The 26,711-nt window shown below is 74.8% G+C and carries 22 protein-coding genes and 1 pseudogene; 17 read left to right on the top strand and 6 right to left on the bottom strand.

Annotated features, from left to right (window positions below; all coding sequences use genetic code 11):
- Positions 1-5 precede the first annotated feature (5 nt).
- The 7 genes and pseudogenes from FHX78_RS30890 (at position 6) to FHX78_RS30860 (ending at position 8,407) form a co-directional block, all read left to right on the top strand.
- Positions 6-1,085, top strand: coding sequence for an NADH:flavin oxidoreductase/NADH oxidase (locus FHX78_RS30890; protein ID WP_145870675.1), 1,080 nt, complete (start codon positions 6-8; stop codon positions 1,083-1,085).
- 274 nt (positions 1,086-1,359) lie between these two features.
- The gene (locus FHX78_RS30885) at positions 1,360-2,163 is read left to right on the top strand and encodes a pectate lyase (RefSeq protein ID WP_145870674.1); all 804 of its coding nucleotides are present in this window, start codon (positions 1,360-1,362) and stop codon (positions 2,161-2,163) included.
- A gap of 241 nt (positions 2,164-2,404) precedes the next feature.
- On the top strand, positions 2,405-4,420 hold the full coding sequence (locus tag FHX78_RS30880) for a HEAT repeat domain-containing protein (RefSeq protein ID WP_145870673.1): 2,016 nt from the start codon (positions 2,405-2,407) through the stop codon (positions 4,418-4,420).
- 64 nt (positions 4,421-4,484) lie between these two features.
- Positions 4,485-5,638, top strand: a pseudogene (locus FHX78_RS30875) (WD40/YVTN/BNR-like repeat-containing protein).
- A 70-nt stretch (positions 5,639-5,708) separates the two neighbouring features.
- Complete coding sequence (locus FHX78_RS30870; protein ID WP_145870671.1) at positions 5,709-6,386, top strand: uracil-DNA glycosylase; 678 nt, start codon at positions 5,709-5,711, stop codon at positions 6,384-6,386.
- Positions 6,383-7,399 (top strand): N-acetylglucosamine kinase, encoded by a 1,017-nt coding sequence (locus tag FHX78_RS30865; protein ID WP_145870670.1) that lies wholly within the window; start codon positions 6,383-6,385, stop codon positions 7,397-7,399. Before FHX78_RS30870 ends, FHX78_RS30865 begins: the two co-directional genes overlap by 4 nt.
- An 84-nt stretch (positions 7,400-7,483) precedes the next feature.
- A complete protein-coding gene (locus tag FHX78_RS30860) occupies positions 7,484-8,407 on the top strand; it encodes a sirohydrochlorin chelatase (RefSeq protein WP_145870669.1) in 924 nt (307 codons plus the stop codon).
- 179 nt (positions 8,408-8,586) lie between these two features.
- Here the strand turns inward: FHX78_RS30860 and FHX78_RS30855 are convergent, their stop codons facing one another.
- Both FHX78_RS30855 and FHX78_RS30850 read right to left on the bottom strand, forming a co-directional pair.
- Positions 8,587-9,618: a lactonase family protein gene (locus tag FHX78_RS30855; protein WP_145870668.1), complete on the bottom strand. Its 1,032-nt coding sequence runs from the start codon at positions 9,616-9,618 to the stop codon at positions 8,587-8,589.
- 117 nt (positions 9,619-9,735) lie between these two features.
- Positions 9,736-11,223 carry an FUSC family protein gene (locus tag FHX78_RS30850; RefSeq protein ID WP_145870667.1) on the bottom strand — a complete coding sequence of 496 codons (1,488 nt, stop codon included), beginning with the start codon at positions 11,221-11,223 and terminating at the stop codon, positions 9,736-9,738.
- Between the two features lie 205 nt (positions 11,224-11,428).
- Here FHX78_RS30850 and FHX78_RS30845 point away from each other — a divergent pair, with 205 nt between their 5' ends.
- The 4 genes from FHX78_RS30845 (at position 11,429) to FHX78_RS30830 (ending at position 16,465) form a co-directional block, all read left to right on the top strand.
- The gene (locus FHX78_RS30845) at positions 11,429-11,908 is read left to right on the top strand and encodes an Lrp/AsnC family transcriptional regulator (protein WP_145872226.1); all 480 of its coding nucleotides are present in this window, start codon (positions 11,429-11,431) and stop codon (positions 11,906-11,908) included.
- Between the two features lie 20 nt (positions 11,909-11,928).
- A complete protein-coding gene (locus FHX78_RS30840; RefSeq protein ID WP_145870666.1) occupies positions 11,929-12,624 on the top strand; it encodes an HAD family hydrolase in 696 nt (231 codons plus the stop codon).
- 183 nt (positions 12,625-12,807) lie between these two features.
- Positions 12,808-15,624 carry a beta-L-arabinofuranosidase domain-containing protein gene (locus tag FHX78_RS30835; protein WP_145870665.1) on the top strand — a complete coding sequence of 939 codons (2,817 nt, stop codon included), beginning with the start codon at positions 12,808-12,810 and terminating at the stop codon, positions 15,622-15,624.
- 91 nt (positions 15,625-15,715) lie between these two features.
- On the top strand, positions 15,716-16,465 hold the full coding sequence (locus tag FHX78_RS30830; RefSeq protein ID WP_145870664.1) for a DUF4142 domain-containing protein: 750 nt from the start codon (positions 15,716-15,718) through the stop codon (positions 16,463-16,465).
- A 14-nt stretch (positions 16,466-16,479) separates the two neighbouring features.
- Here the strand turns inward: FHX78_RS30830 and FHX78_RS30825 are convergent, their stop codons facing one another.
- Positions 16,480-17,235 (bottom strand): LysR family transcriptional regulator substrate-binding protein, encoded by a 756-nt coding sequence (locus FHX78_RS30825; protein ID WP_145870663.1) that lies wholly within the window; start codon positions 17,233-17,235, stop codon positions 16,480-16,482.
- A 58-nt stretch (positions 17,236-17,293) separates the two neighbouring features.
- Between FHX78_RS30825 and FHX78_RS30820 the strand changes: the two genes are divergently transcribed.
- The 3 genes from FHX78_RS30820 to FHX78_RS30810 all read left to right on the top strand — a co-directional run bounded on the left by FHX78_RS30820 (position 17,294) and on the right by FHX78_RS30810 (position 19,489).
- On the top strand, positions 17,294-17,686 hold the full coding sequence (locus FHX78_RS30820; RefSeq protein WP_145870662.1) for a DUF5997 family protein: 393 nt from the start codon (positions 17,294-17,296) through the stop codon (positions 17,684-17,686).
- Between the two features lie 126 nt (positions 17,687-17,812).
- Entirely contained in the window at positions 17,813-18,301 is a 489-nt protein-coding gene (locus FHX78_RS30815; protein WP_145870661.1) for a hypothetical protein, read from the top strand.
- Between the two features lie 93 nt (positions 18,302-18,394).
- Entirely contained in the window at positions 18,395-19,489 is a 1,095-nt protein-coding gene (locus FHX78_RS30810) for a DNA polymerase III subunit beta family protein (RefSeq protein WP_145870660.1), read from the top strand.
- A 407-nt stretch (positions 19,490-19,896) separates the two neighbouring features.
- Here FHX78_RS30810 and FHX78_RS30805 read toward each other — a convergent pair whose 3' ends face one another.
- On the bottom strand, positions 19,897-21,144 hold the full coding sequence (locus tag FHX78_RS30805; protein WP_145870659.1) for a cation:proton antiporter: 1,248 nt from the start codon (positions 21,142-21,144) through the stop codon (positions 19,897-19,899).
- A 4-nt stretch (positions 21,145-21,148) separates the two neighbouring features.
- On the bottom strand, positions 21,149-21,619 hold the full coding sequence (locus FHX78_RS30800) for a cation:proton antiporter regulatory subunit (protein WP_167531892.1): 471 nt from the start codon (positions 21,617-21,619) through the stop codon (positions 21,149-21,151).
- A gap of 306 nt (positions 21,620-21,925) precedes the next feature.
- Here FHX78_RS30800 and FHX78_RS30795 point away from each other — a divergent pair, with 306 nt between their 5' ends.
- Both FHX78_RS30795 and FHX78_RS30790 read left to right on the top strand, forming a co-directional pair.
- On the top strand, positions 21,926-22,762 hold the full coding sequence (locus tag FHX78_RS30795) for a universal stress protein (RefSeq protein ID WP_189908636.1): 837 nt from the start codon (positions 21,926-21,928) through the stop codon (positions 22,760-22,762).
- A gap of 60 nt (positions 22,763-22,822) precedes the next feature.
- Complete coding sequence (locus FHX78_RS30790; protein ID WP_145870657.1) at positions 22,823-23,305, top strand: SRPBCC domain-containing protein; 483 nt, start codon at positions 22,823-22,825, stop codon at positions 23,303-23,305.
- Here FHX78_RS30790 and FHX78_RS30785 read toward each other — a convergent pair whose 3' ends face one another.
- The gene (locus tag FHX78_RS30785) at positions 23,306-23,794 is read right to left on the bottom strand and encodes an ATP-binding protein (RefSeq protein WP_229924025.1); all 489 of its coding nucleotides are present in this window, start codon (positions 23,792-23,794) and stop codon (positions 23,306-23,308) included.
- Between the two features lie 176 nt (positions 23,795-23,970).
- On the opposite strand from FHX78_RS30785, the gene FHX78_RS30780 reads away from it, so the two are divergent.
- Positions 23,971-26,640 carry a helix-turn-helix transcriptional regulator gene (locus FHX78_RS30780; protein WP_229924024.1) on the top strand — a complete coding sequence of 890 codons (2,670 nt, stop codon included), beginning with the start codon at positions 23,971-23,973 and terminating at the stop codon, positions 26,638-26,640.
- Positions 26,641-26,711 lie beyond the last annotated feature (71 nt).

The following is a 26,711-nucleotide window of genomic DNA, read 5'->3' as shown; positions in this document are numbered from 1 at the left end:
CCGCCGTGAGCCTGCTGTTCGAGCCGTACACCCTGCGCGACGTGACGATCCCCAACCGGGTGTGGATGCCGCCGATGTGCCAGTACTCGGCCGCGCCCGAGGGCCCCGAGGCCGGCGCGCCCGCCGACTGGCACTTCGCGCACTACGCGGCCCGCGCGGCCGGCGGCACCGGGCTCATCGTCGTCGAGGCCACCGCCGTGTCGCCGGAGGGCCGCATCTCTCCGTACGACCTGGGCATCTGGAACGACACGCAGGTCGAGGCGTTCCGCCGGATCACCCGCTTCCTCGTCTCGCAGGGCACCGTCCCCGCCATCCAGCTCGCACACGCCGGGCGCAAGGCGTCCACCGACCGGCCCTGGAAGGGCGGCGCGCCGGTCGGTCCGGAGGCGTACGGCTGGCAGCCGGTGGCGCCGAGCCCGCTCGCCTTCGACGAGCACCACCCGACGCCGGACGAGCTGACCGTCGACCAGATCCGGGACGTGGTCGGCCAGTTCCGGGCCGCCGCCCGCCGGGCGCTCGCCGCCGGGTTCGAGATCGCCGAGATCCACGGCGCCCACGGCTACCTGATCAACGAGTTCCTCTCCCCGCACTCCAACCACCGCACCGACGCCTACGGCGGCTCGTACGAGAACCGCACGCGTCTCGCGCTCGAGGTGGTCGACGCCGTGCGTGAGGAGTGGCCGGACGACAAGCCGCTGTTCTTCCGCATTTCGGCCACCGACTGGCTGGAGGACTCCGGCTGGACCCCGGACGACACCGTGCGCTTCGCGGGCGAGCTGCACGCCCACGGCATCGACCTGCTCGACGTCTCCACCGGCGGCAACGCCTCCGGTGTCCGCATCCCGACCGGGCCCGGCTACCAGGTGCCGTTCGCCGCGCGGGTGCGCGGCGAGACGCCGATGCCGGTCGCCGCCGTCGGCCTGATCACCGACGCCGAGCAGGCCGAGAAGATCCTCGCCAACGGCGAGGCGGACGCGGTGCTCCTCGGCCGCGAACTGCTCCGCTCCCCGTCCTGGGCCCGGCAGGCGGCCCGTGAGCTGGGCGGCGAGGTGCGGGTGCCGGACCAGTACCACCGCTCGGTCTGACCCCCGCCCGGTACGGATGCCGGTGGCCCGGACGCCTGTCGCGTCCGGGCCACCGGCATCCGCCGTTCCTGGCCGAAAGCGATCCACGCGAGGCGTTGACCAGAAAGCGCTTACCCCATACCTTCCGTTCAGCAGCGTGACCCGCTCACGTCATTCCTACGGAACGACGGCACACGTTGTGCACCTTGAAGAACGTCGTTCATGTACGTGGCCTTCCGGCGCCCGAGCGCGGACGCCGGGAGTCCTGACCCCCACACCCGACAGAAGGAACGACATGACTTCCGCGACACGACCGCGCGCCCGCAGGCGCGCACTGACGGGCGCACTCGCCACCCTGGGCCTCTCGGTTGGCATGGTCATGACGACCGGGGCCTCTCCGGCCGGCGCCGCCACCTGGCCGACCCCCAACGGCAGCGAGGGCGTCTCCTCCACCATCTCCGTGTCCGGCACCAAGGACTACGGGATGAAGCGTCTGTACGGCACCGGGGACCTCGGCTCCGGAGGCCAGGACGAGGACCAGGGCCCGATCCTGCAACTGGCGGACGGCGCGGTCCTGAAGAACGTCATCCTGGGCGCCCCGGCCGCCGACGGCATCCACTGCCAGGGCTCCTGCACGCTGCAGAACGTCTGGTGGGAGGACGTCGGCGAGGACGCCGCCACCTTCAAGGGCAAGTCGTCCGGGTCGGTCTACACCGTCAGCGGCGGCGGCGCCAAGGAAGCCAGCGACAAGGTGTTCCAGTTCAACGGCGCCGGAACGCTCAACGTGTCGAACTTCGCGGTGAAGAACTTCGGCACCTTCGTCCGCTCCTGCGGCAACTGCTCCACCCAGTACAAGCGCACCATCAACCTCAACACCATCGAGGTGAACTGGAAGGGCAGCAGGATCGCCGGCATCAACACCAACTACGGCGACAGCGCGACCCTGCGCAACATCACGATCGTCGGGGACAGCAGCAAGAAGATCGTCCCCTGCCAGAAGTACATCGGCAACGACGACGGCGACGAGCCGGACTCCAACGGCTCGGGCCCCGACGGTACGTACTGCAAGTACTCCTCGTCCGACATCACCTACCGGTAGTCCCCCCACGGGTAGGGGCCGTACGAGGCGTCCCGCGCGGCGCCTCGTACGGCCGACCGCCGCCCGGAGCCCTCCCGCCGGCAGCCGTCGGACGTGGCCGCGCGGCACCGCCGGACGACGGCCGGGACGTCATCGAGCCACCGTGCGCACGGTTCGCGCACAGTCGTTCCCCGGCTGCGCCTGGTTGTCGGTGCCGTGGTGCAGACTCTCGGCAGTTGTCACCGCGCAGGGGGAGGACACCGTGTTCACGGGGATCGACGAGGTCGACTGGGCCTCGATGCGGCATGCGTACGGAAGTGCGGAGGACGTGCCCCGGCTGCTGAGGGGGCTGGCCTCCGCGGACGCCGCCGAGCGGGAGACCGCGCTCGACGGGATGTACGGCGCCGTCCACCACCAGGGCGACGTGTACGACTCAACGCTCGCCAGCGTTCCGTTCCTCTTCGCGCTCGCCGTCCGCGCGGAGGTGCGGGACCGGGCCGCCATCGTGGAACTGCTCGTGAGCATCGGCGGCGAGGACGACGACGGTGACGCCGACGACGGCGGGCCCTACGCGCGGGCGCGGTCCGCCGTCCGGGCGCGGGCCGGCGTCTTCGCCGGACTGCTGGGCGACGCGGACCCCGGGGTGCGGCGGGCCGCGCCGGGCGCGGTCGTCCGGTTCCTGGACGAACCGGAGCGGGTGCTCGGCCTGTTGCGGGAGCGGATCACCGTGGAGCCCGACGACGGAGTGCTGCTCGCGCTGACCGAGAGCCTGGGCCTGTTCGCCCGGCGGCACCCCCGGTACGCCGACGGCGCGGTGGACCTGCTGGCGGCACGCACCGCGCCGCCGTTCTCCCCCGGGCTGCGGCTCGCCGCGCTGGGCCAGCTCGCTGCTTGCGCTCCCGAGCGGCTGCCCGCCGATCCGGTGCCGGCCGTGCTGCGGCTGCTCGAGGAGAGGGCCGGGCAACGGCCCGCCGCCGTCCCGGAGTCCGGCGGCACCGGCCCGGACACCCTGGTCGGACGGCTGCGGCGCCTGCGCCCCTCCGACGAGGAGGGGTCCCGGCTGCTGCGCACCCTGCACACCGCCCTGGACGGCCGGGTCGCCGACCGGATCGCCCTGCTGTCCGGCCAGTTGGCGTGCCCCGACCCGATCGACCGGTGCAACGCGGTGTGGATGTCCTCCGGCCTGTTCCGCACCTGGCGCGCCGACTACTCCGGGCCGGTCGCCCTGATCGGCGCCCAGCTGACCGGTGACGACGACCGGCTGCGCGATGCCGCCCTGGCCGTCCTGGAGGACCTCTTCGAGCTGGCGGTCCCGGCCGCCGGCCACCTCCACGCCCTGGTGACCGACCGCCCCGAGCTGTACGTCCACACCTGGGAACGGGGCGCTCCGACCCTGGGCCGCCCCGTCAGGGCACTGGCCAGGACCGGGGACCCGCGGGCCGTCGAGGTGCTGGCCGAGGTGCTGGCGGGCCCGGTCGTGCCGGACGACCTCGGCAGGGCCGTCCCCGGTCTGGGGCCCGCCGCGGCGCCCCTCGCGCCCGCGTTGCGACGGCGCCTCGCGGCGCTCCCGCCCGACGCGGACGACCTGTACGAGCGCGCCGTGCCCCTGCTGGTCGCGCTGACGGCGCTCGGGGACGCCGAGACGGTACCGGTGGCCCTGCGGATGCTGGACGGCCTGCCGGCGGAGCTCCGCATGCGGGACTTCCTGGTGGGCTCCCTGCTCCGCGCACTGGCGGCGGCCGGCGGTGCCGCCCGGGAGGCGGTACCGGTCCTGCGCGCTCTGCTGGACAGCGGGAACGGCGTGGCGGCGGCGCTGGCGCTGTGGGCGGTGGAAGGGGACCCGGACGCGGTCCTGCCCGTCCTGCTCGCGGCGCTGGACCACGGCTCGGGCGGCGACCGCCGGGCGGCGGCCGAGGCCCTGGAGCTGCTCGGGCCGGCGGCCCGGCCCGCCCTGCCGGGGCTGCGACGGCTGACCGGGGCGGACGACATGTGGGAGCGGACGGCCGCCGCGCGTGCCCTGTGGTCCGTCGCCGGGGAGCCGGAGACGGCGGAGGAGGTGCTGCGCGCGGCCTGGGCCGGGAATCCGCACACCCGTACCCCGACCGCGGCCCTCGCCCTGCGCCTGGGGCCCGCCGGAGCGGCCCTGCACGACCTGCTCCGGGCGGAGGTCTCCTCGCCGCGCCGGCACGCGGCGGGTCCCGGTGGCCACGGCAGCCACGACGTCCACGCGGACGAGGGACTGCTGCGGATCTGTTGGCGGGCACTGGGGCACGCGTAGCCGCGCGGGAGGGGCGCCGCACCGCCCCGACCTGCGGTGCGGCCTCATCCGGAGGTGACTGTCAGTGGTGGGGTGCAGACTGGCCGGTGTCCGGATGAGGACGTCGACGAAGACGTCGCGGAGGTGATCGGCATGACCGAGGTACTGCTCGCCGTGGGCACCCGCAAGGGCCTGTTCATCGGGCGCCGGCGGGGTGGCACCTGGGAGTTCGACGAGAATCCCTACTTCAACGCGCAGGCCGTGTACTCGGTCGCCGTCGACACCCGGGGCGCGCGCCCGCGGATGCTGGCCGGCGGGGACAGCGCGCACTGGGGCCCGTCGGTGTTCCACTCCGACGACCTGGGCCGCACCTGGACCGAGCCGGCCCGCCCCGCCGTCAAGTTCCCGAAGGACACGGGGGCTTCGCTGGAGCGGGTGTGGCAGCTGCACCCGGCCGCCGCCGAGCCCGACGTGGTGTACGCGGGTACGGAACCGGCCGCGCTGTACCGCTCGGAGGACCGCGGGGAGACCTTCGAGCTGGTCCGGCCGCTGTGGGAGCACCCCACGCGTGCGCAGTGGATGCCGGGCGGCGGCGGTGAGGGTCTGCACACCGTGCTGACCGACGCGCGTGATCCGCGGGCGGTGACGGTGGCCGTCTCCACGGCGGGCGTGTTCCGCACCGTGGACGGCGGCGCCGGCTGGGTGCCGTCCAACACCGGGGTCTCCGCGGTGTTCCTGCCGGACCCGAACCCGGAGTTCGGCCAGTGCGTGCACAAGGTCGCCCGGGACGCGGCGGACCCGGACCGCCTTTACCTGCAGAACCACTGGGGTGTGTACCGCAGCGACGACGGGGGCGGCCTCTGGACGGACATCGGCGAGGGACTGCCGTCGACGTTCGGCTTCGCGGTGGTGGCCCATCCCCGCCGGGGGGACACGGCGTACGTGTTCCCGATCAACGCCGACTCCGACCGGGTCCCGGCCGGCCGGCGCTGCCGGGTCTTCCGGACGGCGGACGCGGGCGCGAGCTGGGAGCCGCTCACGGCCGGACTGCCGCAGGAGGACCACTACGGCACGGTGCTGCGCGACGCGATGTGCCACGACGGCGCGGACCCGGCGGGCCTCTACTTCGGCAACCGCAACGGCGAGGTGTACGCGTCGGCCGACGACGGCGACAGCTGGCGGCAGTTGGCGTCGCACCTGCCGGACGTGCTGTGCGTGCGGGCCGCGGTCGTCGGATGAGCCGTTCCCCGTCCCGGTCCGCTCGCCTCGGGTTGATCACCGCTGCCGTCGCGGCAGTAGGGTGACGCCCGTGGCACCACGACCCTTGAATGAAATCGTCGAAGCGGGCTGGGCGAAGGCCCTGGAACCGGTGGCCGGTCAGGTCGCCGGGATGGGGGACTTCCTGCGCGCGGAGATCGCCGCCGGACGCACCTATCTCCCGGCCGGATCCAACGTCCTGCGGGCCTTCCAGCAGCCCTTCGACGAGGTGCGGGTCCTGATCGTCGGACAGGACCCCTATCCCACCCCGGGGCACGCCGTGGGGCTGTCGTTCTCGGTCGCGCCCGAGGTGCGGCCCCTGCCCGGCAGCCTCATCAACATCTTCCGGGAGCTGACCACCGACCTGGGCCTGCCCCAGCCGTCGAACGGTGACCTCACGCCGTGGACCGAGCAGGGCGTGCTGCTGCTCAACAGGGCGCTGACGACGGCCCCGCGCAAGCCGGGCGCCCACCGCGGCAAGGGCTGGGAGGAGGTCACCGAGCAGGCGATACGGGCACTGGCCGGGCGGGGCAAGCCGCTGGTCTCCATCCTGTGGGGGCGCGACGCCCGCAACTGCCGTCCGCTGCTGGGCGATCTGCCGGCGGTGGAGTCGGCCCACCCGTCACCGATGTCCGCGGACCGGGGCTTCTTCGGCTCCCGCCCGTTCAGCCGGGCCAACGACCTGTTGATCCGTCAGGGTGGCCAGCCCGTGGACTGGCGCCTGCCGTGACCGGGCCCGCCGGGACCGGCTTCCTCGCCGTGGACTCCGGGGGGTCAGGTCTGCGGGTCGTCGTCGGGGCCGCCGGGCGCGGTCCGCTGGCCCGGGGCGCTTCGGCGGAACCGGTGCGGACGGGGGCCCGGGGCATCGACCCGGGGCACCTCATGGAGCAACTGGTGCCGATGGTTCGGGCGTTGTGCGCCGAGGCCGGGATCGTCCGGCCGGACACGGCCGTCGTCGGGGCGGCCGGGCTGGCCGGCCTGGGGGACGCGCTGCGCGCGGAGCTGCCGGGCGCGCTCGCCCGTGACCTGGGCGTGCGGCGGGTGGCGCTGGCCGCCGACGCGGTCACCGCGTATGTCGGTGCCCTCGGGCCGCGGCCCGGCGCGGTGATCGCCGCCGGTACGGGGCTGATCGCGGTCGGCACCGATCTGACCGGCTGGCGCCGGGCGGACGGCTGGGGGCACCTGCTGGGCGACTGCGGCGGCGGCGCCTGGATCGGGCGGGCGGGTCTGGAGGCGGCGCTGCGCGCCCATGACGGGCGGGAGGGCGGCTCAGCGCGGCTGCTGGCCGACGCCGAGGACATGTTCGGTCCGGCGGCCGGTCTGCCCGGCCGGCTGTATCCGCGGACCGACCGGCCGGCCGTGCTCGCCTCCTTCGCGCCCCGGGTGGGCGCGTGCGCGTCCGACGGCGATCCCGTCGCCATGGGGATCTGCCGGGCGGCGGCCCGGCACATGGCCGACTCCGCGGCCGCGGTGTGCCCGGCGGCGGGCGAGCCCGTGATCGGTCTCACCGGGGGCCTGTTCCGGATGGGTGCCTGTCTGCTGGCGCCCCTGGACGAGGAGCTGGCGCGGCGGCTGCCGCGGGCCCGGCGGATCATGGCCGAGGGGGACCCCCTGCACGGGGCGGTACGCATCGCAAACGACCTGATCACGGGGTCCTTCACCCTTCCGGGTGACGAGAAGATGCTGTGCGTGACGAGTCCGGCAGGTGAGGGCGTCACCGGCGCGGCCGACGCCCGTACGTGACCCTTCGGACAAACCGGGACGGATACCGCTCACCTGCACCCTCCCCGAACAGGGGAGCCCCGGAAACCACTAACATGCCGCAACATGAGCACCCCCACTGGGCCCGCGTCCGGCCTGCCAGTACGAATGCCGCGCCCCCGCCAGCCGGGGCGGCACCGCCGTCCCGAACCCCTGGTGGCTCCCGAGGACGCGCCCGCGCTCGTCCTCGCCGTGCCGGGTACGCCCAGTAGTACCACCCGCTCGCTCGCCGAAGAGGTCGTGAGCATCGCCCGTTCCGAGCTGCCGGGCCTCGACGCCCGCATCGGTTACCTCGACGGCGACGACGAGGAATTCGCCACGCTGCAGTCCGTCCTCGCGTACGCCGGCGAGGAGCGCACGGCCCGCTTCGAGCAGGCCCGCGAAGCCGGCATGGACGTCAAGGAGCCGGACGGCCCCGTCGCCGTCGTCGTGCCGCTGCTCGCCGGCCCGGACGGCTCGCTGCTGCGCCAGGTCCGCCAGGCCGTCATGGACAGCCGTGTCGCCGCCGAGCTGACCGATGTGCTCGGCCCGCACCCGCTGCTCGCCGAGGCACTGCACGTGCGGCTGTCGGAGGCCGGTCTGGCCCGCGCCGACCGTGCCCGCCTGTTCACCGTGGCAACCGCGGCGGACGGCATCATCCTGGCCTCCGTGGGGGGCGACGAGGCCGTGCAGGCGGCCGGGATCACCGGCATGCTGCTCGCCGCGCGCCTCGCCGTGCCGGTGATGGCGGCGGCCCTGGACCAGGAGGGTTCCATCTCCTCCGTGGCCGAGCAGCTGCGCAGCTCCGGTTCGCAGCAGCTGGCCCTCGCGCCGTACCTGATCGGGCCCGAGATCGACGCGAGCCTGATCGAGGAGGCCGCGAAGGAGGCGGACTGCTCCGCCTCCGAGGCGCTCGGCCCCTACCCGGCGATCGGCAAGCTGGCCCTGGCCAAGTACACGACCGCCCTGGGCATCGCGCCGCAGCAGGCACAGGCCACCCCGGCCCGCTGACGCGGCCGGCTCCCGCACGACGCCGAATGGGCCCGCCCCGGTTTCCGGGGCGGGCCCTTCGTCATGCACCGGCCACGGAGGCTGCCGGGCCCGGGACGGCGGGCCGGCCGATCACCACGGGCCGTCGGGTGGCCCCCATGTCAGCGGGTGACCCCCGGGGCTCCGCCGTTCATGTCAGGTCACCCCGTGATGACGCAGGACGCGGCGGGTACCGGGATCGCGCCCCCTCGGTGCGGCACTCCCGTGTCCGGGTCGACGGTGAACCAGGTCACGTCCCCGGAGCGTTCGTTCGCGACGTACAGGAACCCGTCGGACTCGGTGATCGCGCGCGGCCAGTGGCCGCCGCAGGGGACGGTGGTGAGCGGGGCCGGGGCCGTGCCCTCCCCCTCCACGGCGAACACCGACAGGACGTCCTCGCCGCGGGTCGCGGTCCACACGAAGCGGCCGTCGGGTGAGACGGCCACACCGGACGGATAGGCGTCGCCGGCCGGAGCGCCGGGCAGGACCGGGATCTCGGCGAGCGGCTTCAGCGCGCCGTCGGCGGCGTCCCAGCGGCAGGCGACGAGGGTGGGGCTGAGTTCGTTGAGGACGTAGGCGCGGGTACCGTCCGGGTGGAAGGCCAGGTGCCGCGGCCCCGAGCCCGGGCGCAGGGCGATCTCCCGGTGCGGCGAGAGGGTCCCGTCGGCGAGGGTGCAGACCCGTACGGAGTCCGTGCCGAGGTCGACGCCGACCGCCCAGCGACCGCTGGGGTCGGGCTGCACCTGGTGCGGGTGCGGCCCCTGCTGGCGTTGCGGATGGGGGCCGCGGCCGTCGTGCCGGAGCACCCCGGACACGGACCGGGCGAGGGTGCCGTCCGCGCGGACGGGGACCGCGCTGACGCTGCCGGAGCCGTAGTTCGCCGTGAGGAGGTGGCCGGCGAAGAGGCTCAGGTGGGTGGGTCCGTTGCCGTCCACGGGCACCTCGCGCCCGGTCGGCCGCGGGCCGTTCCCGGTCACGCGGTACGCGGCGACGGCACCCTCGGCGGTCTCGCTGACCGCGTACAGGGTGTGCCCGTCGGGCGAGAGGGCCAGGTAGGAGGGGTCGGGTACGGCGTTCACGGCGTCCAGGACGGTCAGCGCGCCGGTGCCGGGGTCGATGGACGCGGTGACGATGCCCGGGCCTCCCGCCGCCGTGAACGACCCGATGAACGCCCGCCGCCTGCCGACCGCCACGACTGTCCCCTCTCGTCGCCTACCGAACGGGGTGACGGTAGCAGCCACCCGGTCAAGGTCTAGACCAAACGGGTGTCCCGTGTCATAGCGTCGGGCAGCGGCGTCCGGTCCCGCCCCTCAGGTCCCCACCAGCGGGGAGCCCGACGGTGCCCGCAGCGGCGCGGCGAGTTCGGCGAGGGCTCGCTCCAGTCCGTGGAGGTGGGCCAGCGCGGGTTCCTTCGCGGCCGGGGCCGTCCGTACCGCGATGTCCCGGCCCCCGGTCAGCGCCTCGACCGCGATCTCCACGCGCCGGCAGGCGGCGGCCAGCCGGGCGTCGTGCGAGGCTTCCGGGTCGGCGGCGACGGCGACGAGGCCGCGGACCTCCCGGGCGCAGTCGTCGAGCAGGTCGAGCACCCGGCGGGCCCGCCGCTTGCGGCCGTGCATCGGGTGCAGGGGGTGCACCAGCGGGGCGACCGAGAGCCGGACCCGCGCGAGGAGCTGCTCCAGCTCGGCCACCAGCGGCGCCGGGTCGGCGCCCGGCGTCCCCGCGAGGCGCGCGGCGGTCTCGGCGGTGCACGCGTGGACGCAGCGCAGGGCCCGCTGGATCCAGGCATCGGTGACGCTGTGCGTGGTGACGGGCAGGACGAAGGCCACCGCGAGCGCCGCGCCGAGCGCGCCGACGCCGGTCTCCACCAGCCGCAGCGCCAGCAGGCCGGGGGTGAGCACCCCCAGCAGTCCGTAGAGCATGGCGGCGAGGACCGTCACCCAGAGCATCATCCAGGTGTAGGAGACGGCCGCCGTGTAGAAGATCCCGAAGACGCAGACGGCGACGACCAGGGCCGTGACGAGCCCGTCCCCGTGCGCGGGGACGGCGACGAACAGGGCGAGCCCGATGCCGATGACGGTGCCCAGCACGCGCCGGAAGCCGCGTACCAGGGTCTCGCCGCGCGACGTGGTGTTGACGAACACCCACCAGGTGGCGCCGACGGCCCAGTACCAGCGCTGCCCGGACACCAGCTGGCCCACGACCAGGGCGAATCCCGCGCCCGCGGTGGCCTGGACCGCCTGGCGGGTGGTGACGCGGGCCAGCCCGGTGCCGCCGGGCGGCGCCGGTACGACGGCCGGGGGCAGACGGCGTTCGTAGCACCACAGCCCGAAGCGCACCGCGGCCGCGGCGAGCACGGAGAGCAGGACGGAGGCGTACAGCTCGGGGAGCTGGCCGGTCCGCGCGTGCAGGAACTGCGCCACGAAATACGTCATGAACGCGAACACGCCGAGACTGTGGCCGCGCGGCCCCCAGCGCCGCGCGTACACGCCCAGCCCGACGACGGCGAGGAAGGTGAGGTCACGCGCCACCGGGTGGTCGTGGAGCACGGCCGCGGCGGCGAGCACCGGCAGGCCCACGGCGGGCAGCAGCGCCGTGGTGACGGCCTGCCCGCGGACGGTGGGGTCGGTGACGGTGAACAGGGCGAGCAGCGCGGCGAGCCCACCGGTGACGGCACCGGTGAGCGAATGTCCGGCCAGACCGCAGACGACGACGGCCAGCCCGATGCCGAGCACGGCCCGCGCCGCGAAGCGCAGCCGGGTCCGGCCCGGGTCCGGAGCCATGAACACCCTCTTCAGCACCGCTTACCGCCCCCTGGGAATGATGGTGTGCACCGTGGCATGAAAAAGGCGCCGCGGGGTCCGCAGCGCCATCGACTCGTCCATATCAGCATCTCACCCGCCAGTGGCTCAACAGGCGTCCGTGACAGTGGGCCATTGGTACACTGATTCCGGCTTTCCTCCGGCCATCCAAGTGCCAATGGCCGACCCTGGGACGTGGGGCCCGATGGCCGTGGACGAGCTCGACACCCGCATCCTGCGGCTGCTGCTGGAGCAGCCGCGCACCAGCGTGCGGGAGTACGCCCGGATCCTCGGGGTCGCCCGGGGGACGCTCCAGGCGCGGCTCGACCGCATGGAGCGCGCGGGTGTGATCACCGCCACCGGCCCCGCCCTCTCCCCCGCCGCGCTGGGCCACCCCGTGCTGGCGTTCGTGCACATCGAGGTCACCCAGGGCCACCTGGACGAGGTGGGGGACGCGCTGGCCGCCGTGCCGGAGATCGTCGAGGCGTTCTCCATCACGGGCGGCGGTGACCTGCTGACCCGGGTCGTCGCGCGTGACGCGGGGCACCTGGAGGACGTGATCCAGAAGCTGATCGGCCTGCCGGGTGTGGTGCGCACCCGCACCGAGGTGGCGCTGCGCGAGCGCGTCCCGCACCGGCTGCTGCCGCTGGTGGAGTCGATCGGCCGGTCGGCGGCGCGGAAGTAGGCCCTGACATCCTGGACCGCATGAGCATCCTGGGCCCCCTCTCGGTCATCTTCGATCTCGACGGAACGCTCGTGGACAGCGAGCCCCACTACTACGAGGCGGGCCGGCGAACCCTCGCCGCTTACGGGGTGCCGGACTTCTCCTGGGCCGAGCACGAGCGCTACGTCGGCATCAGCACCCGGGAGACGATCGCCGACTGGCGGGAGCGGTACGGCATCTCCGCGCCGGTGGAGGAACTGCTCGCGGTCAAGAACCGCCACTATCTGGAGCTGGCGGCCACCGCCACGCGGGCGTACCCGCAGATGCGGGCGTTCGTCGAACTGCTGGCGGCCGAGGGCGTGCCGATGGCCGTGGCCTCCGGCTCCTCCCCGGAGGCCATCGGGGCGGTCCTGGCCGGCACGGGCCTGGACGCGCATCTGCGCACCGTCGTCTCGGCCGACGAGGTCGCCCGGGGCAAGCCGGCGCCCGACGTCTTCCTGGAGGCGGCGCGCCGGCTCGGCGCGGACCCGGCCGACTGCGTGGTGATCGAGGACGCGGCCCCGGGCGCCGCGGCGGCGCACGCGGCGGGGATGCGCTGCATCGCGATCCCCTACGTCGCCGCGCAGGCCGACGCCGCCGGCTTCGCCACCGCCGGCCTGCTGCTGCGCGGCGGGCAGGCGGAGTTCACGGCCCGGGCGGCGTACGCGTGGCTGACGGACCCGACGCGGCATCCCTGACCGGCGCTCGTCACCGGGGGGCGGGCCCGGCGCCCCCGGCCGACCCGGCCCTCGTAGGTCGCCCCCTGCTGGGACACACGTCCGGAACCGATCGCTCCCGACCCGTTGACGCCCTCCCGTCCCCTCCCTATCGTCTGGTCGATTGTTCGTACAGCGTTCGCGATATCGAACAGAGGAGCATCCATGGCACGGCCCCTCTCCAGACGAACCCTCTTCCAGGCCGCCGCCCTGACGGCGGCCACCGTCTCCACGGCGGCCGCCGGGCGCGCCGTCGCCGCGCCGCACGCCCCGGCCGCCGGTCCCCGCGTACCCGCCGCGTGGAGCGTACGGCCGTTCGGCCTGGCGGACGTGACGCTCGGACCGGGTGTCTTCGACGCCAAGAACCGGCTGATGCTGGATCACGCCCGGGGCTACGACGTGCACCGGCTGCTCCAGGTCTTCCGCGCCAACGCCGGCCTGTCCACCCGGGGCGCGGTCGCCCCCGGCGGCTGGGAGGGGCTGGACGGGGAGGCCAACGGCAATCTGCGCGGCCACTACACCGGCCACTTCCTCACCCTGCTGGCCCAGGCGTACCGCGGCACCGGCGAGCAGGTCTTCGCGGACCGGATCGGCACGATGGTGGGCGGCCTGGCCGAGGTGCGCGAGGCGCTGCGGCACGACCCGGTCGTGCTCGGCGTCGCCGGACGGTTCGGGCGCGCGGCGGAGAACGTGCGCGGCTCGTACCAGTACGTCGACCTCCCGGCCGCCGTCCTGGCCGGCGCCCCGGCGCTCACCCTGTCCGCCTGGGTGCGCCCGGCGCACGACGCCGCCTGGGCCAGGATCTGCGACTTCGGCGACGACACCACCCGCTACCTGTACCTGGCCGCCCGCAACGCGAACGGGGTGCCGCGGTTCGCCGTGACCACCTCGGGTCCGGGCGGCGAGCAGGGCCTGGACGGCACCGCACCGCTGCCGCTCGGCGAGTGGAGCCACCTGGCGGTGACCCTCGCCGAGGGCACCGGCACCCTCTACGTCAACGGCACCGCCGTGGCCCGCGACACCGGGATCACCCTGACCCCGGCCGCGCTCGGCACGCTCCGCAACAACTGGCTGGGCCGCTCCGCCTTCCCCGCCGACCCCGTCTTCGCGGGCGCCTTCGAGGACGTCAACGTCTACGCGCGGGCCCTGACCGCCGCCGAGGTCGCCGAACTGCGAAGCCGCCGGGCCGCCGAGACGTCGGCCGGCCGGGGCGACCTGGCCTCGTACGCCTTCGACGAGACGGCCGGCGGCACCTTCGCGGACGGCTCCGGCCGCGGCCTGGACGCCACCCTGCGCCGCACCTGGGGGGCGCCCAGCCATCCGGGCTTCCTCGCCGCCTACCCCGAGACGCAGTTCATCGAGCTGGAGTCGATGACCCGCAGCGACTACACCCGGGTGTGGGCGCCGTACTACACCGCGCACAAGATCCTCAGAGGGCTGCTGGACGCGTATCTCGCCACGGACGACGGCCGGGCGCTCGATCTGGCGTCCGGCATGTGCGACTGGATGTACGCGCGGCTGTCCGCGCTGCCGGCGGCCACGCTCCAGCGGATGTGGGGGCTGTTCTCCAGCGGGGAGTTCGGCGGCATCGTCGAGGCGGTCTGCGACCTGCACGCGCTCACCGGACGGGCCGAACACCTCGCCCTGGCCCGGCTGTTCGACCTGGACCGGCTCATCGACGCCTGCGCGGCGAACACCGACGTCCTGGAAGGGCTGCACGCCAACCAGCACATCCCGATCTTCACGGGTCTGGTGCGGCTGCACGACGAGACCGGCGAGGAGCGCTACCTCACCGCCGCGAGGAACTTCTGGGGCATGGTCGTACCGCACCGGATGTACGCCATCGGCGGCACCAGCAGCGGCGAGTTCTGGAAGGCGCGCGGTGCGATCGCGGGCAGCCTCGGCGACACCACCGCCGAGACCTGCTGTGCCTACAACATGCTCAAGCTGAGCCGGACCCTGTTCTTCCACGATCAGAACCCGGCGTACATGGACTACTACGAGCGCGCGCTCTACAACCAGGTGCTCGGGTCCAAGCAGGACCGGCCGGACGCGGAGAAGCCGCTCGTCACGTACTTCATCGGCCTGACCCCGGGTCATGTCCGGGACTACACGCCCAAGCAGGGCACCACCTGCTGCGAGGGCACCGGCATGGAGAGCGCCACGAAGTACCAGGACTCGGTGTACTTCGCGAAGGCCGACGGGAGCGCCCTGTACGTCAACCTCTACAGCGCCTCCCGGCTCACCTGGGCCGAGCGGGGCGTCACCGTCACCCAGACCACCCGCTATCCGCGGGAGCAGGGCAGCACGCTCACCGTCGGCGGCGGTCCGGCCTCCTTCACGCTGCTGCTGCGCGTGCCGTCGTGGGCGACCGCCGGCTTCCGGGTGACCGTCAACGGCCGTGCCGTCCCGGGCACACCCGTTCCCGGACGCTACTTCGGCGTCTCGCGGACCTGGCGCGACGGCGACACGGTACGGATCTCCGTGCCCTTCCGGCTGCGGGTGGAACGGGCCCTCGACGACCCCACCCTGCAAGCCCTGTTCCACGGCCCGGTCCACCTGGCCGCCCGGGCGCCGGGCCCCGACGCCGTGCGGTTCGGGCTGTACGGCAACGCCGGCCTCTCCGGCGACCTGCTGCCCTCCCTCACCCCGGTCCCGGACACCCCCCTGCACTACACGCTGGACGGCATCGGGCTGGCTCCCTTCTCCGAAGGGACCGAGGACCCGACGCACTCCTACTTCCGCCGCTCGGAACCGCGCGTGGTCTTCGGCGGGACCGACTCCGGCGTCGCCAACCCCGCGCGCGGGGACGGCACGACACTGCTCGACGAGATCTGGGCGGGAGCGCCCTTCGACGGCAAGGGCGCTCTGGTGACACGGGTGCGCTCCACGGTGGACGCCTGGGTGTCCGCGGGGCTGCTGGGCCGCGCCGACGGCGACAAGGTGGTGAGGACGGCCCGGGAGGCCACCTACGCCCGCTGAATCGGCCGAAAATTTCTGCCCGAACGCTGATTGTCCCGCGTCCGGCGTCCGTACTTCCTGCTGTTGGGCCGTTGACATCCCAGGAGGCACGATGCGCATCTCGCGCAGCACGGCAGGTACCGCGTTCGTGGGCGGAGCCATGATCCTCACCCTCACCGCGCTCGCCTATCCCACCATGCTGGGCGTACAGAACACCTCGACCACGCAGGACCGGGTGGTCGCCAACACGAACTACGGCCCGCTCACCGAGGCGGACCGCGACTTCGTGGTGAAGGTGCGCGCGGCGGGGCTGTGGGAGCACCCGCTGGGGCTGCTGGCGATGGAGCGGGGTACCACGCCCGAGATGAAGGAGGCGGGAGAGCACCTGGTCGTCGGTCACGGCCGGCTCGACGACACCTGCCGCAGGATCTCCCTCGAACTGGGCATCACGCTGCCGAACCAGGCCTCGCCCCAGCAGCAGGGCTTCGTGGCGACCGTGCAGTCCGCCGGCGGGAAGGAGTTCGACTCCACGGCGGTGAACATCATGCGGGTGACCCACGGCCAGATCTTCCCGGCCATCGCCAAGATCCGGGCCAACACCAGGAACACCCTGGTGCGGCAGCTGGCCGACCAGGCCAACGACACGGTGCTCGACCACATCACGGTGCTGGAGAAGACGGGCCTGGTCAATCACGAGCAGGTCAACTTCCAGCAGACCAGCCCGCCCAAGATGCCGCAGGAGCAGGTGACCCCGCCGGCTCCGCAGGCGGGCGCGCCGGTGCTGGTGCTGAAGATCCCCGAGGGGCTGGAGGACCTGAACACGGCCTCTCCGGCGCCATCACCGGCCCCGACGGTCCGGTAGGGCCACGGCCCCGGTCACGACCTGCGGCGGGGCTTGCCCCGCCGCGGGCTCTTGGCCGTACCGCCGGCGGCGGCCCGGCGGCTCCGCCCGGCCGACCCGCCGGCCGGCTGCTGCTTCCGGGCGCCGCCGCGTTCGCGCTTCTCCGGCGCCGGCTGCGGCTTGCGGCCGCGGGTGCTGTTGACGGTCCGGCCGCGGACGATGCCGATGAAGTCCTCGACCCGCTCCGTCGTCGCCGCCTCCGGCCAGGCCAGCGCCACGCTCGACTCGGGGGCCGGGGCGAGCGGCCGGTGGGTGAGGTCCTTGCGGTGGTGCAGCCGGGCGAGCGACAGCGGTACGACGAGCACGCCGATGCCGGCCGCGACGAGCTCGACGGCGTCCGCGGTGGTGGCGGGGCGTTCCAGGGCGGGCCGTCCGGGCAGGGTCTCCCAGGCGAGGACGTCGTCGAGGGGGTGCAGCACGATGTCGTCGGCCAGGTCCTCCGGGGACACCGTGTCGACGGCCGTGACGAGATGGTCCCGGGGCACCACGACGACCGTCTGCTCGGTGTAGAGGGGGATCGCGCTGAGCACCGTACGGTCGACGGGCAGCCGGACGAGGCCCGCGTCGGCGTCGCCGCCCAGCAGCAGGCCCTGCGCCGTACCGGCGGGGACCTGCGTGAGGGTCAGCGGGACGTCGGGCAGCCGCTCGTTCCAGACGCGCACCCATTTGTCGGGCATCACGCCGGGGACGTACACGAGCCGGAACGAGGAGGACACTTCCGAGCCTGTCACCGGGCCAGGTTACCGGCCGTGGTCGGCGCTCGCGCACACGCTCGATACCCTGGACGTCATGACGTCGCACCAGAGCACCCAGACGATGAAGGCCGCGACCGCGGCGAAGAAACTGGGTGTGTACCTCGAGGCCACCCCCGCCGACTTCCGGGAGGGTGTCGTCTCACGCGCCGAGCTGAACGCGCTCCAGGCCGATCCGCCGCAGTGGCTCACGGACCTGCGGCGCGACGGCCCGCACCCCCGCCCGGTGGTCGCGGCGAAGCTCGGCGTCTCCATCGCCGGTCTCGCGCGCGGCGGGGTCACCGAGCCGCTCACCACCGAGCAGATCGAGGCGCTGAAGCAGGAGCGGCCCGAGTGGCTGGAGCGGGAGCGCGCCACCCAGGCCGAGGTCCGCAAGGAAACGGCCCGCATCAAGCAGCGGGACGCGGAGCGCGCGCAGCGCGACGCCTGACCCCGGCGGGCGACCGCTCCGGGAACGCCAGCCCGCGCCACCCTTCCGGTGGGTAGAAATATCTACCAGCATGTCCGTACAGCGCGCGCCCGAAGCGGCGCGGCCGATCGTGCGCGGGGTGGGAACATGCACAGCGCCATGTGGAAGCAGGCCGTCGAGTGGCTGGCCGCGGCGGCCACCGACCCGCAGGAGTGCAAGCGCGAGTGGGACTGCGGCAAGGGGACGGCACTGCTCGCGGCGGGCCGGTACTGGGACGTGCTCAGCGTGCCCGACCGCCTCGGGCTGCTCGCCCTTGACCTCCTGTGGAGCGATCCCCTGAAGGTCCCGGGGCCCACCCTGGTGGATGTCACCGCCCGCAGGGTCGGGTTCTTCCTGCCGCCTGATCCGGTCAGCGAGTGGGTCGGGTTCGGGGTGCGGCACGTCGGCCGGGGTTGCTGGGTCGCCGTGCCCCCGCCGTACCGGCCCGCCGGCCGCCTGGAGTGGCTGGTGCCGCCGGACGGCACCGGCGCGCTGCACGCCCCCGGTCCGCTCGAACTGGCCCTGCGCAGGGCGACCGGGACGCTCGCCGTCCTGGCCCCGGCGGGCGCGGAGGCGGCCGGGCAGGACACCTGGTGACCCCGCGCACCGCGCGCGGTGACCGGCCGCCGGGCCGGAGTTGACCCTCGACCTGGTCGAGGGACGAGGGTTCCGGGTGTGGAGAACGACGACATGCGCAGCATCGGAGAGATGGCCCGGGACAGCGGACTGGGCGTGAGTGCCCTGCGGTTCTACGACCGTGCCGGTGTCCTGGTCCCCCACCGGGTGGACCCGGACAGCGGCTACCGCTGGTACGCCCCCGGGCAGCTCGACGAGGCCCGGCTGCTGGCCCGCCTGCGCCGGGCCGGGATGCCGCTGGCGGACGTCCGCCTGGTGCTGGCCGGCTGGGCCGGCGCGGAGACCGACCTCGTACGGCGGCTCCTCGACGCGCACCTGCGGCGTCTGGAACGGGGGCTGTCCGGGGCCCGTGCCGAGTTCTCCACGCTCCGAGCCCTACTCGACGACAGGGAGAACCCCATGACTTCGCCTCGCACCACCGCTCCGGTCCGGCTGTCCGTACCCGCCCCCGGCCTGGCCGCCGCGCTGGACGCCGTCCGGTACGCGGCCGGCGCCGACCCGGAGCTGCCGATGCTCGGCGGGATCCTGTTCGACGTGGAGGGCGACGCGCTGCGCCTCGTGGCCACCGACCGGTACCGGATGGCCGTCGCGCGCACCGCCGTCGACGGGCACGGCGGGCCCCGTGTGCAGGTCACCGTGCCCCTCGCGCTCGCCGACGCGATGCGGGCGCTGCTGGACGGCGAGGCGGAGGTGCGGCTCACCGTCGACGGTGACCGGGTGACCCTGGAGACCGGGGGGACCGGGGAGCGGCAGGCGGCGGGCCAGGTCCTCGGCCATGACTTCCCCGACTACCGGCGCCTGGTCCGGCTCCCGGCCGGGCGCCGCGCCCCGGTGGACGTGCCGGCCTTCCGGGAGGCGGTGCGCACCGGTCCGGTCCGCGCGGGCGAGGTGCGCGCGCAGGACGGGGTGCCCTGCGACCTCAGTGTGCTGGAGGTGACGGCGGACGGCTCGGTCGCCCTGGCCGGGGACGGTGCCGACGACCGGGAAGTGGTCGCCGTCAACCGCGCCTTCCTGCTGGACGCGCTCGCCGCGGGGGCCGGGGACCGGCTGGTCCTGGAGTTCGGCGCGCCCACGGCGCCCCTGGTGATCCGCCGGCCCGACGACGAGCACACGTTCTCGCTGCTGATGCCGGTGCGACTGGAGAACTAGGGGGTGCCATCGGGGTGACGCCCCTGCGGGCCGCGCCAGCGGCCCGGCCCGGACGGCCGGATCCGGGGGCCCTCGGGCGGGGGCGGTCCGGGCAGCCCGTCACGGCGGCCCGGTCCGGACGGCGGGCTCCAGAGCCGGTCGCCCACGGGTCACGTGGGACAGAACACCCCACCACGGCGGCCCGGTCTGCACGAGTCGGCTCCGGAGCCGGTCGCCCCCGGGGCAGGTGAGGCCGGGCACCTCATCACGGCGGCCCGGTCCGCGCGAGCCGGCTCCGGAGCCGGTCGCCCCCGCATCGCGTGCGGCACGGCACCCCATCACAGCGCCCCGGGGCGGACGGCTTCAGGGCCGGCCGTCCCCGGGGCGCGTCGTGAGGCCGGGCAGTCCGTCGTGGCTGACCGGGCCGTTCAGCGGTCGACGCCGCCGTCGTCCACCGGCTCCAGTGTCTTCGCGGCCGGCACCGCGCCGTGCGCGGGCGGTGTGTCCGCGGACGCGGTGCGGCGGGCGGTCAGCCACAGGGCGATGGGCTCGGTGTAGCGGGCGGTGAGCGGGCCGAGGACGACCAGGACCAGGACGTACGCCGTGGCGAGCGGGCCGAGGTCCGGTTCGATGCCGGCGGTGACCGCGAGCCCGGCGATGACGATGGAGAACTCGCCCCGGGCGACCAGGGTGCCGCCCGCGCGCCAGCGGCCCTTGGGGGAGATCCCGGCCCGGTGGGCGGCCCAGTAGCCGGTGGCGATCTTCGTCAGCGCGGTGACGACGGCGAGCGCGAGGGCGGGCAGGATCACCGGCGGGATCGACTCGGGGTCGGTGTGCAGGCCGAAGAAGACGAAGAACACCGCGGCGAACAGGTCCCGCAGCGGTGCCAGCAGGTTGTGGGCGCCCTCGGCGACCTCCCCGGACAGGGCGATGCCGACCAGGAACGCGCCGACGGCCGCCGACACCTGCAACTGCTGGGCCAGCCCGGCCACCAGCAGGGTCAGGCCGAGGACGACGAGCAGCAGCTTCTCCGGGTCGTCGCTGGAGACGAACCGGGAGATCACCCGCCCGTAACGGACCGCGACGAACAGCACCAGCCCGGCGACGCCCAGCGCGATGGCCAGCGTGACGCTGCCCGCGGCGAGGCTCACTCCGGCCAGCAGGGCGGTGATGATCGGCAGGTAGACCGCCATCGCCAGGTCCTCGAGCACCAGGATGCTGAGGATCACCGGCGTCTCGCGGTTGCCGAGCCGGCCGAGGTCGCCGAGGACCTTGGCGATGACGCCGGAGGAGGAGATCCAGGTGACGCCGGCCAGCACCACGGCGGCGACCGGGCCCCAGCCGAGCAGCAGGGCCAGGGCGGCGCCGGGCAGGGCGTTGAGCGCCATGTCCACCAGGCCCGCCGGGTACTGGGTCTTGAGGTTGGAGACCAGGTCGCTGGCCGTGTACTCCAGGCCGAGCATGAGCAGCAGCAGGATGACGCCGATCTCGGCGCCGATCGCCACGAACTCCTCGCTGGCGCCGAGCGGCAGCAGCCCGCCCTCGCCGAAGGCCAGGCCCGCCAGCAGGTAGAGCGGGATCGGGGAGAACTGGAGGCGCCCGGCGAGGCGTCCCAGCAGGCCGAGCCCGAGGATGATCGCGCCGAACTCGATCAGGAAGGTCGCGGAAGAGTGCACGCGTTCACTCCCGCCCGAGTATCTGGGCGGCGGCCTCGATGCCCTCGCGGGTACCGATGACGATCAGGGTGTCCCCGCCGGCCAGCCGGAAGTCCGGCGCGGGCGACGGGATCGCCTCCGCGCGCCGCAGCACGGCCACGATCGACGCGCCGGTGTCGGTGCGCATGCGGGTCTCGCCCAGCAGCCTGCCGTTCCAGTGGGAGGTGGCGGCCAGCTCGATGCGCTCCGCGACCAGTCCCAGGTCGGTGGTGTGCAGCAGGTTGGGGCTGTGGTGGGCGGGCATCAGCGCGTCGATCAGCGCGGCCGACTCGGCGACCGTCAGGTGCAGCGAGCGGGCGCAGGCGTCCGGGTCGTCGGAGCGGTAGAGGTTGACCGTGCGGGTCCCGTCCCGGTGTGCGATCACGGACATGTGCTCGTGCTCACGCGTGGTGAGGTCGTATTTCACGCCGATGCCCGGCAGCGGCGTCGCGCTCATCCGTGGAGCAGGCACAGCCCGTCCCCTTCCCGATCTTCTTCCGACTGTCGTCTGATACGTGGTGCTGGACGGGGCCGTCGTGTCGCACGGATGATCCACCCCCACAGAGGCAATGGTGCCATCCCGCCATGTGGCCGGAACATGGGTGCCGTCACGGATGGACAGCGGGCGCGGCGGACGCGGAGGATGTCCGGGGAGGCGGTGTCGCCGCAGCTCGACGCCCCTTTTCGAGGCCGGGCCGGCGGTGACGGGTACGTACCGCCCGCCCCGGGTACTCGGATGCGCCGCCGGGGACGGGAGGGTGCAGTGGACGACACGGTGATCGTCGGAGTGGACGGCTCTCCGTCCAGCCTCGCCGCGGTCGACGTAGCGGCCCGGGAGGCGCGGCTGCGCGGTGGACGGCTGCGGATCGTGCACGCCTTCAGCCGGCCCGCCGACCTGGACCCGATGATCCACGGCGTGCTGGCCCGGGCCGAGCAGCGCGCCCACGAGCTGACACCGGGGCTGGAGATCACCCGGACCGTCGCGTCCGGCGAGACGCTGACGGTGCTGCGGAGCGAGTCACGGCACGCGGTGCTGACGGTGGTCGGCGGGCGGGGCCGCGGCGGGTTCGGGGATCTGCTGCTGGGCTCGACGGTCGTGCAGCTCGCGGCGCACGGGCACGGTCCGCTGATGGTGGTCCGCGGCCGCGCCGATCCGCGGGGGCCCGTGCTCCTCGCCGTGGACGGCTCGCCCGCCGGGAACGCGGCGGCCGCCTTCGCCTTCGCCGAGGCCGCGCTGCGCGGCGCCCCGCTGACCGCGATGCACGTGTGGAACACCTGGAGCGAGCCCACCCCTTACGAGGGGCCGGCCGATCCGCTGAACGTGGTGGTGGATCTCGACCGGCTCCGGGAACGGCACCGACGGCTGCTGGAGGAGGCGGTGGCGCCGTGGCGGGCCGCGTATCCGCGGGTCGCCGTGGAGTCGCGCCTGGAGCGGGCCCGGGTGCGGCACGCGCTGCTCGACGCGAGCCGGGAGGCCCAGCTGGTGGTGGCCGGGGCGCGCGGTCACGGCGGCTTCACGGGGATGCTGCTCGGATCCGTGAGCCAGGCGCTGCTGTACCACGCGGACTGCCCGGTCACCGTGGTGCGCGCCGGGGAGTGACCGGTGCCGCCGGCGGATGTCCACTGGCGCCACCGGGGACGTCCCGGGCAGGGTGGGAGCATGTACTCGACACGGGCCTCCGGTCATGTGAACGCGCCCCGCCCGGCCGTCTACCGGGCGCTGGTCAGCGCGGACGCGATCGCGCGGTGGCGGGTGCCGCCGGGCATGCGGAGCCGGGTGCACGCGTTCGAGGCGCGCGAGGGCGGCGCGTTCCGGATCTCGCTGACGTACGACGCGCCGGACGCGGCCGGGAAGTCCGCCGAGCAGACCGACACCTACCACGGGCACTTCGCGCGGCTGGTGCCGGACCGGCTGGTGGTGGAGGTCCTGGAGTTCGAGGCCCTCGACCCGGCGCTGCGCGGCACGATGACCCTGACCACCACGCTCGGCGACGCCGGTGGCGGCACGGACGTGCTGATCGTCCACGAGGGCGTCCCCGACGCGGTGCCCGCCGCCGACAACGAGGCGGGCATGCGGGCGGCGCTGGCGCAGCTGGCCCGTTACGTGGAGGCGGGTGAGCAGCGGGGCGGCCCCGGCGCCTGATCAAAGGGCGATGACGGACCGCACCAGTGTGCCCTCGGCGGAGCGCAGCACGGATGTCTCCACCGAGTAGGCGTCGACCAGGGCGAGGCCGCGGCCGAACGCGGCGTCCATGTCGGCCGACTCGCAGCGCGGCGCGGGGCGCTGCCGCCAGTGGCCGCAGTCGCGCACACCTACGGTCAGGGAGCCGGCGCCGATCTCGAACGTCACCTGGAGTTCGGGACTGCCGCTGTGCAGGACGACGTTGGTGCCCAGTTCGCTCACGATCACGGTGAGCGCTTCCTCCGCCGCCTCCGACAGCCGGTGGCCGCGGGCCACCGCGCGCGCCAGCCGCCGCAGCCGCGGCACCGCCCGCGGGGTGGCGGGCAGGGCCACCACGACCAGGAAACCCCTGGTCCGCGGTGCCACCTGCTCGTGGGGCCGCTCGTGCCACGCCGGCCGGGCCGTCCCGGGGAACGCCCCGACCGGGCTCGGATCAGTCACGTTGCTCACGCCGGACTCCTAGCTGCGCGGCCGACGTCCGTCGGCAGCGGGGCCCACCGATCCGCCGGGACCAGGAGGCCTTACGGGCTCTACGCTGCCCGCTGTCCGCGGTGCCCGGCAATCAGGGCAGACTGAGTACGGATACGCAAACAACCGGGAACTCGCGTGGAACGGGGTGACGAACCGTGCCGGACGGCGCAGGGACTGCGGACGAAGCCGAGGCGGCGCTGCGCGGACGGCTTGCTTCCGCACTCGGTCCGACGGGTGCGGGGCGGCCGGTGCTGCTGCTGGTCGAGGGCGCGGCGGGCACCGGCAAGAGCCGGCTGGTGGGCCGGCTCGCGGCGGCGGCCGGCTCCGCCCGCCGCACGGCACCGGACGGCCCTCCGGCCGCCGACGGGCCGGAACTCCTCGTCGTCGAGGACGTGCACCGGGCACCGGCCGACGACCTCGCCCGGCTGCGCGCCCTGCTCGCCGACCCGCCGGCCCACTTCGCCTGCGTACTGAGCTACCGCCCCGAGGAACTCACCGCCCCCGGACTGGTCCTCGGACCCGACACCGACTTCCCGGCCGCCCTGACGGTCGTACGGCACGTGCTGCGGCCGCTCGGCCCCGCCGAGGTGCACCGGATGGCCGTCGCGGCCCTGGGGGCGGACCGCTGCACGCCGGGCCTGGCCGCCGCCCTGCACCGCCTCTCCGGCGGTGTCGCCCAGACCGTCGCCGACCTGCTCGACCTGCTGCTCGCGGGCCCCGTCGCCGCGGGTCAGCCACTCCCTGCGGACCTCGGCCGGCTCGGGACGCCGCCCCGCCTCGACGTCCTGACGCTGCGGCGCACGGCCGCGGTGCCGGAGGAGCACCGGTCCGTCGTCCTCGCCGCCGCCGTGCTCGACGAGCCCGCCACGTCCCGCGACCTCGCCGCCGTGGCCGGCCTTCCCGGCCCGAGCGGCGCCGACGCCCTGTCCGCCGCCCTGCGGGCCGCCGTGCTGGAGGAACACGGCGACGGCCGCTACGGCTTCCGTTCACCGCTCGCCGCGGCCGCCGTCCGGCGCGCGGCGACCGGACCCGCCCGCGAGGTGCTGCACCGGCGGGCCGGGCGGCTGCTCGCCAGGCGCCAGCCCGTGCCGTGGGAACGGGTGGCGGTGCACCGCCGCGCCTGCGGCGACGAGCGGGGGTGGCTGCACGCCGTGGAGCGGGCGGCCCAGCAGCTCGAGGACGCCGGTGAACAGCAGCGCGCCGCGGGCCTGCTGGAGTCGGCGCTCGCCACCGGACCGGTGCCCGAGCAGGCCCGCTCCCGGCTCGCCCGGCGGCTGGCCCGCTGTGCCGTGGTGGGCCTGCGCTCCGACGAGACGCTGAAGGTCCTCCGGCACATCGTGGCCGACCCCGGTCTGCCCCCGGACGTGCGCGGCGAGATCCGCCTCGACCTCGGGCTGCTGCTGTGCAACCAGATGGGCGACGTGATGGAGGGGCGGGACGAGCTCGCCCGCGCGGTGGACGACCTGGCCGGGCGGCCGGTTCCGCTGGCCCGCGCGATGTCGGCGCTGGCGATGCCGTACGGGCCGGACGCGTCGTTCGCGGAGAACGTCGCCTGGATCGAGCGGGCGGTGACGGTGGCCGAGGAGTCGGGCGACCCCGTGGTCCAGGCGGCCGTGGCGGCGAACCGGGTGAGTGTCCTGCTCAACGGCGGTGACCCGGCGGCCTGGCCGCTGATCGAGCGCCTGCCCCGCGACAGCGACCTCGTCGGCTGCCGGCAGCAGACCTCCCGGGGCCTGTGCAACGCGGCGGACGCGGCGGTGTGGCTCGGCCACTACGACACCTCCCGCGCCCTGCTGGCCGAGGGGGTGGAACTGGCCGCGCGCAGCGGTGCCGCGTACGCCGAGCAGACCGGCCGGGGCTGCGCGCTCGTCGTCGACTGGGCGACCGGCCGCTGGACCGGCCTCGCCGAGCGGTGCCGGGCCTTCGTCGACGAGTCCGGCGACATGCCCTACCTCGCCTCCGACGCCCGGATGGTGCTCGGTCTGCTGGCCCTGGCCCGCGGCGAATGGGCCGACACCCTCGACCATCTGACCGGGCCCGACGCGGCCGACCTCGACACCGGGCCGGTGCCGATCTCGGCGACCGCGTCCGGAGCCCTGGTCAGGCTCGCCCTCGCCCACGACGACATCGCCGGTGCGGCGGCCGAGGCCGCCACCGCCTGGAAGCGGCTGCGCGCCAAGGGCATCTGGGCCTGGGGCGCCGAACTCGCCCCCTGGGCGGTGGAGGCGACCCTGCGGGCCGGGGACGCGCCCACCGCGGCCGCGATGACGGATGAGTTCGCCGCCGGGCTGGACAGCCGTGACGCGCCGTCGGCCGAGGCCGCCCTCGAATGGACCCGGGGTGTCCTCGCCGAGCACACCGGCGGGGCGGACCGGGCCGCCGCGCACTACGAGCGCAGCGCCGCCGCCTACCGGGCGCTCCCCCGGCCCTACCACGCGGCCCTCACCACGGCGGCCGCCGCCCGCCGCACCCTCGCCCTCGGCGCGGACAGCGGGCCCGCGCTCGCCGCCCTCGCCGACTGCGCCACGGCCTTCGACGCCCTCGGCGCGACCTGGGACGCCGCGCGCACCCGCGCCGACCTGCGCGACCACCGGCCCTCGGGCGAACGCCGGCCACCGGGCCGCCCCCGGTACGGCGACGTGCTCTCCCCGCGCGAGGAGGAGGTGGCGGAACTCGCCGCGGCGGGCATGTCCAACCGCGAGATCGCCGCGACCCTGCACCTGTCACCGCGCACGGTGGAACAGCACGTCGCTAGGGCACTGCAGAAGACCGGGGTCCACTCCCGCCAGCAACTCGGCCGGGCCCTGGGGGCGGCTCCGGGCTGACCGCGCGTCCGCGCCGCCCGCGCCCGACGGTGGTACGGAGGCGGGCGGGGCGCTCCGTGTCCGGCGGGCTC

The sequence above is a fragment of the Streptomyces capillispiralis genome (assembly GCF_007829875.1).
Taxonomy (GTDB): Bacteria; Actinomycetota; Actinomycetes; order Streptomycetales; family Streptomycetaceae; genus Streptomyces; species Streptomyces capillispiralis.
Note: the sequence above shows the minus strand (reverse complement) of the source record. Positions and strands in the feature narration are given on the sequence as shown.